This is a genomic window from Phormidium pseudopriestleyi FRX01 (assembly GCF_017313335.1).
Classification (GTDB): domain Bacteria; phylum Cyanobacteriota; class Cyanobacteriia; order Cyanobacteriales; family Laspinemataceae; genus Laspinema; species Laspinema pseudopriestleyi.
In genome coordinates this window covers 1-14,519 of the sequence record NZ_JAFLQW010000466.1, presented here as the reverse complement: position 1 = coordinate 14,519, position 14,519 = coordinate 1, and the positions used below count along the sequence as shown (strand labels likewise).

The window sequence follows — 14,519 nt, the reverse complement described above, 5'->3', positions numbered from 1 at the left end:
TGGTTAGATGAAATTTTGACCGGGTTGTTTAGTTTGGGGCGCAGTTATCAAGATATTCCCTTAGATGCGGTACTTCCCCTTGGGGAATTTGCCGATATTTTTACTTTGAATTCGGCAGCAAGTTGTGGACAAATTGCCCAAAATGTGGCAACAGAATCCACTCATCCCCCGCTGTTTTTTTGCTTAACTCATGAGTGGTTAACTCGGGTTCGGGGGTCTTGGATTGAGCAAGCGCGATCGCTCTCGGCATGGTTTGGCGTGAGTGCGATCGCTGCCATGTATGGGTTAAATCGGATGGCCTTTTCTCGGCAAGCAGGGGTTATGGGTGCAGCAGTGATGGCAGTTTCTCCCTTTGCAGTTTATCTCTCCCAAGAGGCGCGGCATTATACCCTACCGATGCTGTTGATTATTCTATCCCTGATGGGATTCATTCAAATTCAAAAATATTTACATCATCGGGAGAGAGTTAACCCCTGGGTGGGAATCAGTTGGGCAACTTTCAATACATTAGGACTGTATATTCATTATTTTTTCTTGTTGGTTTGGATGGCTGAATTATTGACAATAATAGCCGTAATTTTGAAGAAGTTTTTGCACCATAAAAGACTAAAAAGAGAAGAAAATATTGTATCAATCAAGGCTAAAAAAAATATAAATTGGCTCAGTTTGCTGGGATATTCTTTACTTCCTTTATTGTTTTATATACCTTGGTTGTCCACTCTTTACAACCATTTCAGCCGTCCCGAAACCGATTGGTTTAAGCCGTTTGAACCTTCATGGGTAGATAGTGTAACCCCAATTTTTCAAACCTTAGCCGGTTGGATGGTAATGACAGTCGCATTCCCTGTGGAAAATCAACCGCTATGGATTATGATTCCTTCGGCTACTTTTATGTTATTATTTATTGGGGTTTTTTTGCTTGGTATTTTCCCCCGATTTATAGAAATTATAAGAAATGAAAAAACGCAGTTATCCGGCCTAAATTTGTTATTATTTACCAGCTTTGTTTTATTGGAATATTTCGCTATTGTTTATTTATTAGGGAAAGATATTACTTCGGCAGTCCGCTACCACTTTATCTATTATCCGGGGATTTGTGCGTTATTGGGCGCGGGTTTGATGAGCAATCCGGGAGTGATAAAAGAAAAAAGCAATTTTGCAGAGTTTAAGGGTCAGGGTTGGATTCAGAAAATCAGGAAGCAGGGAGAGTTGTATTGGGTTCCTGGTTTTTTCATTATTGGGGTGGTGAGTAGTGTTTTTGTGGTATCAAATTGGGTATTTCAAAAGCCTTATGATCCGGCAGGGGTGGCGCAGCAGCTAAATTTAGAACCGACTGTCCCGTTGGTGGTGGTGGTGGGATATGAGAATACTCAAGAGGTGGCATTGGGGTTGAGTTTTGCCCTGGAGTTGGATAAAATGAGAGGGGGGAATTTACCTGAGACGGGTTGGGCATTTATGAGCCGATCGCCCAGTTATCAATCCGTCTGGGAAAATCTGGGTTCTGTTTCGGGATTACCGCCTTCTGCTGTTAATTTATGGATTATAGCACCAGGTTTGCGTCAGCGAGAATATCCGCCTCAATTGGTTTTAGGCGATCGCCTCTGTAATCTTGACCCTAGTCAGTATTATCGGTTAGGAATTCCTTATCAACTTTATCGGTGTGGGGGGATTTAATAGGCGCTTAAGCCGCTGATTTTTCATATCATGGCAGAGCCATGATACGAGGATTTAGTGTGTTGGTTTGGGGGATTTAATAGGCGCTTAAGCCGCTGATGAAAGCATATCATGGCAGAGCCATGATACGAGGGTTAGAATTAAAAAATTAGCCCGCGTAGGGGGGCTTTGTCCGTATAGCCCCACCCTTTAGGGTGCGGGCTTTCCGTTACTCATCCATTTGCCACATTTCCTTAGTGAAATCTTCATCTAAGAACTTTTTAGGACGCAGAACTAACAACACCTTGCCGAGAATTTTCATCTCCGGTTCTTGTTCAAACCACTGCATTTTTAGTAAGCTATTTTCTTCCCACAAAAAATACCCATTGGGGTCCCATTGGCGGGCGGCGCGATCGACTAAGACGAGGACTTCTTCAGCTTTTCCTGGTAGGGTAATCGGTAAATCATCGCTATGCCAGAGGATAGTCACTGGATCTTCGGCGCGTAAAAGAACTTGCCAACTGGGTACGGGAACCCAAGCGGCATTTCCTGCGGATTTGACGATGCCAAAGGGTTCTTCGGGTTCAATCAAGGGAACGGCTTGTAAATCTTCCACAGAAAGGGGCATTCTGCCGACAACCGGGAGGATTTTAGGCAATTCTTCCGCTGATTCTAGGCGGTAAACTGAGAGGGTGGGTGCGGATCGAGTAGAGGTGACTGTAAAATCCGTGAGCAGTTGTTCGATTTGTTGGCGGGCGGTGATACTATGGGCGAAAGATAATCCTCGGGCAATTAAGCGCGATCGCTCTTGTAAATCGGATTTTTGGCGGGTGAGTTTCCAACATTGATAGGCGACAGCATCCCCGGGATGGGTAGAAAAAGCTTCAGGAATTTTGGCGAGTCGGGATAAATCTTTCATCGCTTTGACGAGTTCGTGAGTCTCGTCAACATCCAGGTTTCTACCTACAATAAACTCGGCTGCTTTGGCGCGGTCTTTTTGACTAAGGATGCGGAGTTCATAGAGAATATCGCTGCCTTTGCGGTTAAAATGCGCCTGGGTATCTTCGGCTACTCCAGCAGCGATAATAGAATTATAAACTTGATAACCGACTACAATTTGATTTTGTTGAATCTGCTCAAAGCCGGTTTCTTCAAAAATTTGTTGGGAATTATAACCGGCTTTTTGCAAGCGTTGGCAGGCCATTCCCCAGCCGACCCAGTTTCCTTCTTTGCGCCGCAGTAATCGGATTAAATCTTCGACTTCTTGGGGGGATAAAGCCGGTTCTGCATTGGGCTTGGACATTTCCGGTGAGCTATCTGTCATGAGTTTTCAATTAATAATTCAGGTTCAAGGTGAGCAGTTGGGAGAGGCGTGATGGTGAAATATTTTAGGGGGTTAGGGGGTAGGCTTGTTCAGACTATCTACGGCCTGTCGCAGTTGTCCGTTATGAGTTTTTAGCAACTGTTGAGCCTCTTCTTTGTTGAGATGAGTCCAATGCATGATTAAGGCCAGTTTGACCGATCGCCCGCTTTTTTCTAACAGAAACCCCGCCTCTTTGCGACTTAACCCCGTCAAATCTTCCAGAATTCTCAAGGCACGGTCTTGGAGCTTTTTATTCGTGACCGAAACATCCACCATGCGGTTACCATAGACCTTTCCCAGCTTGACCATCACCCCCGTTGACAGGATATTTAAGGCCATTTTGGTCACAGTTCCCGCCTTTAACCGAGTGGAACCGGCTAAAATTTCCGGTCCAACGAGCAGGCGAATGTCGATATCCACCGGCATCTCCACCTGTTCTGCGGGAACACAGGCGATAAAAACCGTACTCGTCCCCCGACGACGGGCCCCTTGTAACGCCCCTTGGACAAAGGGAGTGGTCCCCCCAGCGGTAATGCCGACAAGCACATCTAAGTCCGTGAGGTGGCGGCGCACTACGGCATCTTCTCCATCTTCGGCGCGGTCTTCCAGGTCTTCAGAACTGCGGATTAAAGCCCCGGCACCCCCGGCAATGATCCCCTGGACCATTTCCGGGGGAGTACAGAAGGTGGGGGGACATTCGGCAGCATCCAGGACTCCGAGACGGCCACTGGTCCCGGCACCAATATAAAAGAGGCGTCCGCCTTGCCGGAGTTTGTCTGCGGCGAGGTCAATCGCTTGGGCGAGTTGAGTCCGGGCACTGGCGATCGCCGCTAAAGTTTTGGCATCCTCCTGATTGAACAGATCCACCAATTCCAGAGAACTGAGTCGGTCGAGATTTGCGCTACTGGGATTCACCTGCTCTGTGAGTAGATGTCCCCGTTCCTCCAAGTTTGTCATGATTGAGGGATGAATGAATAATTAAGAATTTTTGATGAGCAATTCCAGCTTTGCCAAGGCTTTCCCGGGTCCTGGGTAGCGGGTCGAGGGGACCTAAACTAAACCCTCCCCTCCGTTCCCTTCCCCTCTTACAAGATAGGGTTTTTACCTCCGGTCCCCTCCCCTTGGCAAGGGGAGGGTTAGGGTGGGGTCTTCATGACGTGGCAAAGCCACGTCACGCACTCACAGTCGGCGATCGCGCCTGTATGGAGGCGGGTGCCCACCTCTTTCTACGCGCAAGTGCGATCGCACGTCACTCCGACACTCCACCCACCTCTTTCTACGCGCAAGTGCGATCGCACGTCACTATGACCCCACCCTAACCCGGACCTTGCCAAGGTCCGGGGACCGGACATAAAAAACCTACTCTTGTAAGTCCGTTCCCCTCCTCAAGACACAGGGGAGGGGACGGCTTAAGGTGTAACCTGAATGGGAAAAGCCCTGATTTACAGCAGTCCTTCCAACTGACGGCGAATGCGATCGAGTTCTAATGAGGGCAAATTATCATCCTCCGATAACGGGGCCTCCGGTTGCCATTCCAGTTCTTCCAGATTCGTTTCTGGGGGAATGGCTAACTCCCCTTCATGGATCAGCTTGGAGTCATACCCCGCCTCTCGGCAAAATTCTTCAATCTCCTCCGAGTTCATAGCTTCAGGAGTGGGACTCGCAAAATCCTGTGCCTCCAATAACAGGGCGTAACGGGTGGCGTCATCTTCCGACTCAAACATCAGGATCGTGTTGCGATCGCCAATCCGTAGGGTGTGGATACCTTCATTCTCCGTGCGGGGATTAAAGAGTAACACGAATACTCGCATAAGCTCAAACGATATTTCTAAACTTTGAGTAGTTTATCTTTAAGGAGGGGCGAGCGCGATCTATCCAGGGACTATCCTCTAGGTAGACGCCCGACGAAACCCGTTAGATTAAAGTAAAAAATCGACCCTCCGAGTCTGCGCCTGAATCAAACGAAGTCTTTACCCAGTCTAAAGCTACATCGGATGAGTCTCAAGTCTCCTGGGTCTGACTCCTGTGGATAGAAATCACCAATTTCCTGCTAAAGTCTTCCCTTAAAATTGGGGGATTTGGGTTTTATGCAGTTCATTCCGGCGAAACCATCAAGTCTCGCAGTGTATGTAGATTAAGCGCTGTTGATATCACCAGATGACCCACTCCCCCAACTCTCCCCAACCTAAACCGGATCCCCGGACTCCCTCCCCTCCCTGGGGGCTGCTATTAAAACGGACCAGCCTGACTGTCGGTGCACTCTTGCTTGTTGGGGGCGCAGCAGGTGCAGTTTATGGTTGGTATTTCCTGATGAATCAACTCTCCCCCTTAGTCAGCAAAGAACTCACGAAACTGATCAAGCGCCCAGTGGCCGTGGGTCCAGTTAAAGGCTTTTCCCTCTCCCGCATTACCCTTGGGGAATCCAGTGTTCCCGCTACCGCCGCCGATCCCGATCGCGCCACAATTGAACGGGTGGAAGTCTCTTTTAATCTCTGGAAGTTCTTACAAAGTCGCACCCTAGCGTTAGATATCACTCTGGTTGCGCCGAATATTTATCTCGAACAAACCCCGGAGGGAGTGTGGTTAGAAACAACCCTTCATCCCAGTGATGAGGAACCCGGTCCCATTACCATTGAGGTCGATGCGATTCGTTTCAACTCGGGATTTTTAGTATTAGTGCCTTCTGCGGAACTGCGGGCAGAAATTGAAAATTTGGAAGTGGTTCCCCCGCCTCGGCCCTGGGCGGTCGAAAATGTCGAAGGGGATGCTACGTTTTTGGATGACCAAACTCGGGTCGCTTATCAAGTCCAGGCCAATCCCCGAGTAGACATTGAAGGGGAACAGGGTCCAAATCCCACTTTGGTAGTGAGTGGAGAAACCCAACTAAAAAGCACTGAAACGCGCTTGCGAATTCAGGGCAATAATCTCTATGCCCAGGATGTTATCCCGTTAATTCCCAATTTACCTCTGGCTGCCTATCAAGGCAGATTAAATGCTAATTTGACGATTCATCTGAGTAATGAGGAACTGTTTGGATGGCAAGGAGTTGCCAGTTTTTGGGATATTAATGCCCAGTTAATTGGATTACCCCAAAACATTACTCAAGGGCGGGGTTTATTGCGCTTTTCTGAGTTAAGCGTGGGGTTTGAAAATACCAGTGCGTTTTATGGGACAATTCCCGCTACGGCCCAAGGGTTTATTGATACCGCAGGAGAAGGGGAATATAATTTAGGACTTCAAATTTTGCCCGTGAGTACCGAGGATTTTATTAAGTCCTTGGAATTGGATGTCCCCCTGGATATTGTGGGGGAATTGGCGGGGGAAATACAACTCACGGGACGGTTGGAAGCGCCGATTGTGAATGCTGCGATCGCCAATACACAACCGATCGCGGTAGACAAAGTTCTATTGCGGTTGCTGCAAGCGAATGTGACCATTGTCGTAGAACAAAACACCCTCACGGTTAACCAATTTCTGGCCGAACCTGTAGCGGGAGGCCAAATTACTGGCAAGGGAATTGTCCCCCTAGAACCGATGCAGGCCCTCGCTTTGGAAATTGAAGCGCGGAATATTCCGGCAGATGCGATCGCCCAACCTTACCTAGACTCCCCCCTCCCCATTGTCCTCGGTTCTGCCAATGCCACAGTTAAAGTTACCGGATCTCCCGAGAGTCCGACCACTTTAATTCAGTGGCAACTTCCCCAAGCGACTTATCCGGGTCAAGGGGAAATTATTGTCCTCTCCGATACCGTTGTCGTTCCCAATGCCCGCTTTCAAGTCGCCGGAGGCACTGTAACGGCCAATGGCAGTTTAACCGATGACCGATGGCGGGCATTTGTTACCGCAGAAGGACTAGATATCAATCAATTCGGGACACCGGGACCGACTGCCACCCCAGCAATCCCAGGGATTTTAACCGCCCGAATTCAAGCGTCGGGCAACCTCGACCTAGATGCCAATGAACTGGAGGTGATTGCCCGGTCCTCGGTGGAGACTCCAGGGGTGGAAACACTCACTGCCGATGCCACGGTGAATAACGGCCAATGGCAGGCGAATGTCAACGCTTCCCAGGTGGATTTAGGGCAGTTTATCCCCAATTTAGCGGTTGCCACCACTCTCCCCACAGCGAATCTCACCCTCGGTGGTACTTTGGCCGGGTCTTTGGACCCCAATAATCTCCAGGCAACTGCGAAAGCTGAGTTACAGACTCCGGGAGGGACGGTGAATGCGGATGCAGGATTAAATAATGGGGACTTTCAGGTGATTGCTACCACGACAGGATTCGCCGTGGATTCCCTGGTCCCCGAACTCCTGCCGGTCCCGGTGGCGATCGCCCAAGGACGGGTGAATTTGTCTGGGAATCTGGATAATGTGGCGTTAAGTGCGATCGCCGCAACCAGTCAATTGCAACTGAATGTTGCGGGAAATCCCCTCACTGCCAACAGTCAACTTCTCAACGGCCAATTAATCGCCACCCTCAATGCCTCGGAGATTCCGTTAGCGCCTTTCCTGCCTCAACCGCAAACCTTGCCGGTTGTTCTCACAACGGGACGGGTGAACCTCTCTGCGGACTTATCGGGAGTCGAACCCAGTTTAAATCCCGAGGATATTTTAGCCACGACGCAAATCCAGCTACGGGTTGGAGATGCACCAGTTACCGTGGATGGGCGCTTGGTCAATGGGGCATTTGATGCCACGTTTAATGCCGCCAATGTTCCCTTAGAACCCTTCATCGGTCCCAACTTACCCGGTCCTGTCACTGTTGCCAATGGTCAAGGGACGGTGACGGGAACCCTGGACAGTTTGGAACTTAACGGCGTGAATGCGATCGGGCAATTCAACCTAAATATTGCCGGTGCTCCAATTAATGCCAATGCCACTATCCGCAGAGGCAACCTCGAAGGAACTCTCACTGCCGATAACCTCTCTCTCGATCGCCTCTTCCCCAATGTGCTACCCCTTCCAGTCCAATTAGCCCAAGGTCGAGTCAACATTGCCGGAAATTTAGCCAACCTCACCCCCTCTACCCTCAACGCCACCACGGAACTCCGATTAAATCTCGCCAACGGCACCGCAGTAGCTGACGCTAGACTGCAAAACGGCAATTTTCAAGGGTCAATTGTGAGTAGTCCTTTGTCCTTTGTCCCTGGTTCTGGGGCGACGGATGCGCCTGTTCCGATTACCTTGGGTCGCGGAAGAATAACGGCGACGGGACGGTTCGGGAGTTTTGCCCCGGAAGAGATTAATGCCAATCTGCAAGGTGAGGTACAACTGTTGGGAGGCACAGTGACCGCACGTTCGACAGTGACTCGCGGCCAATTTGAGGCGGTGGTGAATGGGGCAGGATTAGCCTTAGCACAACTCGACCCGAACCTCGTGGGGATACAACTTCAGGGGGGACAAGTGAGGGCGCGGGGCAACTTAGCTAATGTTGGCCCCGAGACCGTGAATGCGACAGCCCAAGTGAGACTGCAAACGCCTGGAGGGAGTCTGCAAGGGGAGGGTCGTTTAAATCAAGGACTGTTCTCCGGAACCGTAACGGGCGATCGCATTGCGGTCAATCCCTTTGTAGAATTGCCCGTCCCCGTTGTCGTCAATCAGGGCAACTTGGCCGTTTCCGGAAATATCGCCACCTTAGACCCCCGGGCCTTGAATCTCACCCTGAATGCCAATTTGGATGTAGCTGATGCCCAAGGTGTGGCAACTGCCACCGTCCGCAATGGACAATTTGACGCTTTGGTAACCACCAGCAACATTCAGGGCAGTCAATTGGCCCAAAATTTACCGGAAAACTTAGTCATTGGAGATGGTCGATTGGCGGCATCGGGCCAGATTAATGCTTTGGAACTGCAAGGCATTGACGCCCAGGCGGAATTACAAATCGCTGTTGCCAATGGCAATCTCACCGGAACGGGTACCGTCCGCAATGGTCAACTCACAACGGTGATTAATGCCACTGGCATCGACGCCAACCAGTTTGCGCCCGAGTTAGGGATTCCGGTGGCGATCGCCTCTGCCGAAACCACCATCCGCGCCAACCTCGCCGACTTCAACCCCCTCAACCTGGATGCCAACACCCAATTCCAGTTACTCGTCTCCAATGCCGCAGTCACCGGAGAAGGATTCCTCCGAAATGGACAATTCCAGGCAACCCTACTCGCCGATGACTTCGGATTAAATCAATTTGCCCCAAATGTGAGTCAAACCCTCCAAATCTCCGATAGTCGAGTGTTATTAGCGGGAAGTCTCACCTCCTTCACCCCTGCCGGAATTAACGCCACTGCCGACGCCCAACTCGCCATTGCCAACGGTCGAATTCAGGCAGACGCGACCTTAAACAACGGCAATGTGAGCGCTTTCGTCAACTCCACCGGCATACAAGTCAACCAACTCGCCCCAGACTTACCCGTTTGGGTCGAACTCGCTAATGCCGACTTCCGCATTGATGGCAATATCGAACAATTACAACCCCAGAATCTGGCGATCGCCGGAGATGCCCGATTACGGGTCGCAGGCGGAACCGTCACCAGTACCTTCGGATTGGATGGCGGAACCTGGAATGCCGTCTTACAGGCATCAGAACTGCCTCTCAATGCCTTTGCCCCCGACTTGCAAGAACCTTTAGCCCTTTCCACCGGAAGCATCAGTCTCTCGGGAACCGCTGATTCCTTTGAATTGGCCGATATTCGCGCCAACGGACAAGCGGAACTTGTCTTAGACTCAGGTACCCCCAACTCCCCCTTATCCCCCTTTGCATCCAGCATTTCCCCCCTAACCAGCGCCTTCCGTTGGACCGGGGAAAGTATAGAAGTGACCCAAATATCAGCCCCGGGATTAACTGCTAACGGTACAGTCTTTGTGGATGTCGCTGGAATCGAAGCCCCGCAAGTCACTGGATTTAACTTTAATTTGAATGTCACTGACTTTAATTTAGCGGGATTACCCCTACCCGTCGCCAATCTCCCCACGCAAACCGCAACCGGGGAACCTCTACCGCCCTTTATTGCTGGAACCGTGAATTTTGCTGGACAAATTACCGGAACTGTACCGCAATCTCCTCAAACTTTACCCTTTGATATCAATGCGATCGGGGATGTGCGCTTAGACCAATTTGCCCTCTCTACCTTAGAATTTGAACCCGTCTTAACTGGACCGATTCGCCTCAATTCTGATGGGGTACAAATCGCCATTCAGGGAACGCAGGATGCCATTTCTGTCGCCCTGGATGAAAACTTTTTCCCCGAATCCTTTTTGGTGAAAGCAGGAGAAGCCGTAGCCCAAGGTACAATTGAAAATGGTAATCTCCTCAAATTTGAAATCTCACAATTTCCCCTAGCTATTCTCAACGTCGTTGTTCCCCCGGAACAAGGACCCGTGGGCGGGTTACTCTTCACCCAGGGTCAATTTAACCTAGACACCCAGGCAGCGGTTGCCCAAGTGGAAATCCGCGAACCCAGTATTGGATTAATTCAGTTCAACGAAATCGTCGGTGAGATTTCCTTTGCTGATAACGTCGCGGTTCTAAATGGCGGTGCCTTACGGTTCGGACAAAGTGAGTATTTAATCCAAGCGAGGGCAGTCTTGGATGATGACCCCAATTTTGAAGGGCGAATCGAAGTTGCCCGGGGTCAAGTTGAAGATATCCTGCAAACCCTGCAAATCTTTACCGTCGCCGACTTACAACGGGGGTTAGAACCCCCCGACTATGCCACTCCTGAAACAGTGCAACCCGTAGATGTCGGACTCCCCGACAGTTCTCTGATTGCCCAACTGCGACGCTTCTCCGAGATTAGTCAGCTAGTCCAACTCAACGCCCGCGCCCAACAAGCCCCAGGCATCCCGGAACAGGTGGATATCCGAGGTACTTTAGAGGGTGAGATTACCTTTGCCGGTTCTGTAGAAACGGGAGTAGAGGGCGGATTTGATATACAAGGGGAAAATTTAACCTGGTTTACTCAAACTCCCTATCCCGCAATTATCGGGGGTGAAGTCGTGCGATTAGAGGGTCGCACTCTGGATATTAATCGAGTCCGAATCCGGGGAAATATCGCCGAGGGTGCGGTGACGTTCCTTCCTTTGCGAATTGAAGCGGAAGGCAGCACGATCGCCTTTACCGGGACCGTCGGTGGAGAAACCCAGTCGGGACAGTTGCGGGTTGAACAGTTACCCGCCTATCTGATTCAGGATTTTGTAGAACTTCCTCCTAATTTTGATATTGAGGGATTGATTAATCTCAGGGCAAACCTAGCCGGAACTGTGGAAAATCCCCAGGCGATCGGAGAAGTTTCCTTAATTGAAAGCACAATTAATGGGGAAGATATTCCCTCAGTCCGGGGTGGATTTAGCTTTAATAATTCCCGACTTAATTTCAGCAGCATCGCCCCGGAAACCTTCCAAATCAACGCCAGTGTTCCTATCCCTCCTGCGCCAGGAAACGATGAAATTAGTCTGGATGTGGATATCCAAAATGAAGGCTTAACCCTGGTGAATATTCTGTCTGAACAACAGGTAGAATGGGTGGATGGCATCGGTAGAGTCACCTTCCAAGCGCGAGGAACCCTGAACCCAGAAACCGGGGAAATAGAATCATTGGTAGCCCAAGGGGAGGCGATGATTGAAAATGCCACTATTAACTCCGCAGCCTTACCTGAACCGATTACCAATGTCACGGGAACTGCCCGATTTGAGAGCGATCGCATCCTAGTGGAAGGCATTCAAGGCGTCTTCAGTAACGGCATCATCGTCGCCGCTGGTATCCTGCCAATATCCGTTCCCCTGAGTGCAGTTGATACCGAAGTTGCCAATAATCCCCTCACGGTTTCCCTGAATGAATTAGCCGTCAATTTCAAGGGATTATATCAAGGAGGAGTTCAGGGTCAAGTGCTGATTACCGGAACCGCATTAGAACCGCAAATTGGCGGTGAAATTGTCCTCTCCAATGGACAATTTCTACTCCCTAGCGAACCGGAAGCAACCGCAACCGCAGGGACGACTACAACGGCAACCGAGGCAGAATCCGGATTTGAGTTTAATGAATTGCGAGTCATTCTGAGCGATAATATGCAAGTTGAAAGCCCTCCTTTATTGAGCTTCTTAGTCGTGGGCGATTTAACAGTGAATGGCTTTTTAGAAGACTTGCGCCCTCGGGGAACCATTACTTTAGAACGGGGACAAATCAACTTATTTACCACCCAATTTAGGTTAATGCGGGGCTATGATAATGTTGCCATCTTCAACGGGACATTAGATCCGTATGTCGATGTTCGCTTAATGGCAACTGTCCCGGAAGTGCGGGGAAATTTAGTCAGTGTCGCCTCATCCTCCGAAGTCAACGAGGCGATCGATACCAACGTTGGCAGAGTCAGAAGCGTGCGCGTATTTGCCCGCGTTGATGGGTTTGCATCTCAGTTAAACGACAACTTAGAACTCACCAGCGAACCGGCAAGAACCGAACAAGAAATTGTCGGATTAATCGGCGGTGGATTTATCAATACCTTTGGACAAGGAAATACCACCTTAGCCCTTGCCAATATTGCCGGAACCACCCTTTTGGGAGACTTCCAAGATGCGATCGGTGATGCTTTAGGACTCAGTGAATTTCGCGTTGGACCCGCCCTCGTCGATGAACGCAGTGGCGATCGCTTTGCCTTAGAAGTAGAAGCAGGAGTCGATATCACCCGCAGCTTATCCGCTTCCATTGAACGCATCTTAATTGATGACAGTCCCACCCAATTCAGCATTCGCTACCGCATCAACGACCAAATAATATTACGCGGTTCCACCGATTTTGATAACAACAATCGAGCCTTATTTGAGTTTGAAGGCAGATTTTAAAAAATAATAAAAGATGCAATCCCCCGTATTTGTAGTAACAACTTCAGTCGTTTCTTCTTAAGTTCGTAGTCCCGACTTCAGTCGTTTCCAATTTTTCGTAGTAACGACTTCAGTCGTTTCCGGATGTAAGGCGTCATACAAAATCTATAGCACATCCTGATTCGCCGCAAACCCCTGACGAGAGCATCAAAAGGAGTGTAATTATTCTCACTTGTGGGAGTTGTATAAAATTAAGACCACGCTGTAATCAGAGTGAAAATACAGGGGAAAAGCCCCGGAGCCGGGTTAAAGAGAAGACAGAGCTTTGACAACCGGATTTAGTCGCAGTCATTTCTGAGTTCAACGTCCCAACCTTAGTTATTCTTCCGGTTCTTGGTATATCCGGATGTTTGTAGTAACGACTTCAGTCGTTTCCCGGATTCCATCTTTCAAGGCGATCGCTGCCCCCCAAATCGTTCTGGAGTATGATTCTGAACGATCTATGAGTCCCATTCCTGCACTCGTAGACCCTGTATTACCCGATTACACTGGGGTCCCTCTAACCCTAAAAGGGTTTGATACTTCTTTACACAACCTTTAAAGGGTTAGACTTGACATTGACCTGTCGTAAGAGATAGACTAAATCTATCTTTGGGTAGAAGACAAAAAAATAAATTTTGTGTAAATACCCGGAAAAAGCGAACAAGTTGGGAAAAGAAGTTTGGGTGCTCTATAGAGATAGCCTCTGACCCACTGCGATCGCAGAATCTTCAGGTGCTTCTCCAATCCGGTGTTGATATTCTACCGTTGAAAAATTTGTGAGAATGGCAGCATTGCCAACTCTTGGGCAATGTATCCAGATCACTCATACAACCTAACGCAAAAACCAGATTTCTGACGAGACATCTCGGTCCCAGACCGAATAATTTTTCCAAAAATCCGGGTTTTTGGCGAAAATCCTGCTCTCTATATCCAACTTTCCTGCATTTTAGCAATGGTTTACCCTTTCCCCAGGACCGACTCCCATCGCCGTTACGGACGGTTGTGCATCAACCCCTAATTTAACCACCACAAGCAACAGTACCCCTTTTAAACCATGAACTCAAACATTCCACAAGCGACTGTGTTTGGCGAGGAAAATCAGCCGGAACAAATCGGTTCAGCATTTTGGCAACTCTGGTTGCAGTATCGAGACGAGCTTTATCGTTACTGCGTCAAATGGATGGGCAACCCCACGGAAGCAGAAGATGCCCTTTCTCTGGCAATGCTGAAAGCGTGGCAGAAGGTCCAAACCGGTGCCGATGCCATCAAAGACTTCAAAGCGTGGATTAAGCAACTCACGAAAAACCTATGTATGGATCTCCATCGTCAGCGCAAGAAACAAGAGGTAAAAGTTCTGAATATCGAGGCGATCGGTCCAGAAGACGACTGGGCAGATGAGGACAAAAACCCCTTGGAGACGGTTACCGAGGATGAACTAAACAAGTTTTTTGCCGATGCCATTGATCAGTTGCCCCCAAAACTGCGGGAGGCTTTTATTCTATATGGCGAGCAAAAACAATCCTATCAGGCGATCGCCTGATAGGATTGATATCTCTTATCCGAATGCCCGCAAACGGATTTCCGATGCCCGGAAAATTTTGCGTCAGCAGTGGCAACAGTATCAAGGAGAGGAAGCAACCCCTCCGCC

General features: G+C 49.5%; 8 protein-coding genes. 4 read left to right on the top strand and 4 right to left on the bottom strand.

Annotation, left to right across the window (positions count from 1 at the left end; genetic code table 11):
• Window positions 1–1,674 (top strand): glycosyltransferase family 39 protein (locus J0895_RS17795; RefSeq protein WP_207089352.1); only part of this gene is annotated, 1,674 nt, incomplete at its 5' end.
• A gap of 208 nt (window positions 1,675–1,882) precedes the next feature.
• Here the strand turns inward: J0895_RS17795 and J0895_RS17790 are convergent.
• Both J0895_RS17790 and murQ read right to left on the bottom strand, forming a co-directional pair.
• Entirely contained in the window at window positions 1,883–2,977 is a 1,095-nt protein-coding gene (locus J0895_RS17790; RefSeq protein WP_207089351.1) for a RuBisCO accumulation factor 1, read from the bottom strand.
• 72 nt (window positions 2,978–3,049) lie between these two features.
• Window positions 3,050–3,973 carry an N-acetylmuramic acid 6-phosphate etherase gene (gene murQ, locus J0895_RS17785; RefSeq protein WP_207089350.1) on the bottom strand — a complete coding sequence of 308 codons (924 nt, stop codon included), beginning with the start codon at window positions 3,971–3,973 and terminating at the stop codon, window positions 3,050–3,052.
• A gap of 200 nt (window positions 3,974–4,173) precedes the next feature.
• Between murQ and J0895_RS17780 the strand changes: the two genes are divergently transcribed.
• A complete protein-coding gene (locus J0895_RS17780; protein WP_207089349.1) occupies window positions 4,174–4,335 on the top strand; it encodes a hypothetical protein in 162 nt (53 codons plus the stop codon).
• Window positions 4,336–4,458: 123 nt separating this feature from the next.
• Here the strand turns inward: J0895_RS17780 and J0895_RS17775 are convergent, their stop codons facing one another.
• Window positions 4,459–4,827 (bottom strand): DUF3110 domain-containing protein, encoded by a 369-nt coding sequence (locus J0895_RS17775; RefSeq protein ID WP_207089348.1) that lies wholly within the window; start codon window positions 4,825–4,827, stop codon window positions 4,459–4,461.
• Between the two features lie 346 nt (window positions 4,828–5,173).
• On the opposite strand from J0895_RS17775, the gene J0895_RS17770 reads away from it, so the two are divergent.
• The gene (locus tag J0895_RS17770) at window positions 5,174–12,850 is read left to right on the top strand and encodes a translocation/assembly module TamB (RefSeq protein WP_207089347.1); all 7,677 of its coding nucleotides are present in this window, start codon (window positions 5,174–5,176) and stop codon (window positions 12,848–12,850) included.
• A gap of 357 nt (window positions 12,851–13,207) precedes the next feature.
• Here J0895_RS17770 and J0895_RS26485 read toward each other — a convergent pair whose 3' ends face one another.
• Window positions 13,208–13,342, bottom strand: a complete 135-nt coding sequence (locus J0895_RS26485) for a hypothetical protein (protein WP_277989864.1) — start codon at window positions 13,340–13,342, stop codon at window positions 13,208–13,210.
• Between the two features lie 583 nt (window positions 13,343–13,925).
• Between J0895_RS26485 and J0895_RS17765 the strand changes: the two genes are divergently transcribed.
• A complete protein-coding gene (locus J0895_RS17765; RefSeq protein ID WP_207089346.1) occupies window positions 13,926–14,411 on the top strand; it encodes an RNA polymerase sigma factor in 486 nt (161 codons plus the stop codon).
• The last annotated feature ends 108 nt before the right edge of the window (window positions 14,412–14,519 follow it).

Bases quoted from the DNA above. Each gene is read 5' to 3' on its own strand.
- J0895_RS17765 (WP_207089346.1), top strand. From the start codon at position 13,926: ATGAACTCAAACATTCCACAAGCGACTGTGTTTGGCGAGGAAAATCAG.
- J0895_RS17770 (WP_207089347.1), top strand. From the start codon at position 5,174: ATGACCCACTCCCCCAACTCTCCCCAACCTAAACCGGATCCCCGGACT.
- J0895_RS17775 (WP_207089348.1), bottom strand. From the start codon at position 4,827: ATGCGAGTATTCGTGTTACTCTTTAATCCCCGCACGGAGAATGAAGGT.
- murQ (WP_207089350.1), bottom strand. From the start codon at position 3,973: ATGACAAACTTGGAGGAACGGGGACATCTACTCACAGAGCAGGTGAAT.
- J0895_RS26485 (WP_277989864.1), bottom strand. From the start codon at position 13,342: ATGGGACTCATAGATCGTTCAGAATCATACTCCAGAACGATTTGGGGG.
- J0895_RS17790 (WP_207089351.1), bottom strand. From the start codon at position 2,977: ATGACAGATAGCTCACCGGAAATGTCCAAGCCCAATGCAGAACCGGCT.